This is a genomic window from Enterobacter cloacae complex sp. S3, assembly GCF_014930495.1.
In the GTDB taxonomy this organism is placed as follows: domain Bacteria; phylum Pseudomonadota; class Gammaproteobacteria; order Enterobacterales; family Enterobacteriaceae; genus Enterobacter; species Enterobacter asburiae_B.
The window spans coordinates 1-302 of the sequence record NZ_JADBRD010000123.1; the positions used below are offsets into that span (position 1 = coordinate 1).

Annotated in this window: 1 protein-coding gene; it reads left to right on the plus strand. The window is 62.6% G+C overall.

The genetic code is table 11. From position 1 onward, the window contains the following. On the plus strand, nt 1-302 hold a 302-nt coding region (locus tag IM317_RS23785; RefSeq protein ID WP_193362559.1), incomplete at both ends, for an Hpt domain-containing protein.

Below are 302 nucleotides of genomic sequence, written 5' to 3' on the forward strand. Positions count from 1 at the left end.
AATACGGGGGGAGACCAGGCGCTGATGAAGGAGATGCGGGAGACGTTCCGCGATGCGTCGGCCGCGGATTTACAGGCTGCCGGACAGGCAATCGCCCGGCATGAGCCGCAGACCTTTCTGCGGGCGCTGCACCGCCTGCACGGTTCAGCACAAATTCTGGGGATTACTGCGCTACAACAACTGTGCGCCCCTTTTGAGGCAAAGCGGCCTGATTCGCTGACGCCGGCAAGCTGTCTGGAGGTGGTACAGCGCATCACCGGCGTCATGCGCGAGATCGATGGCGAAATCGACGCCCTGATCGG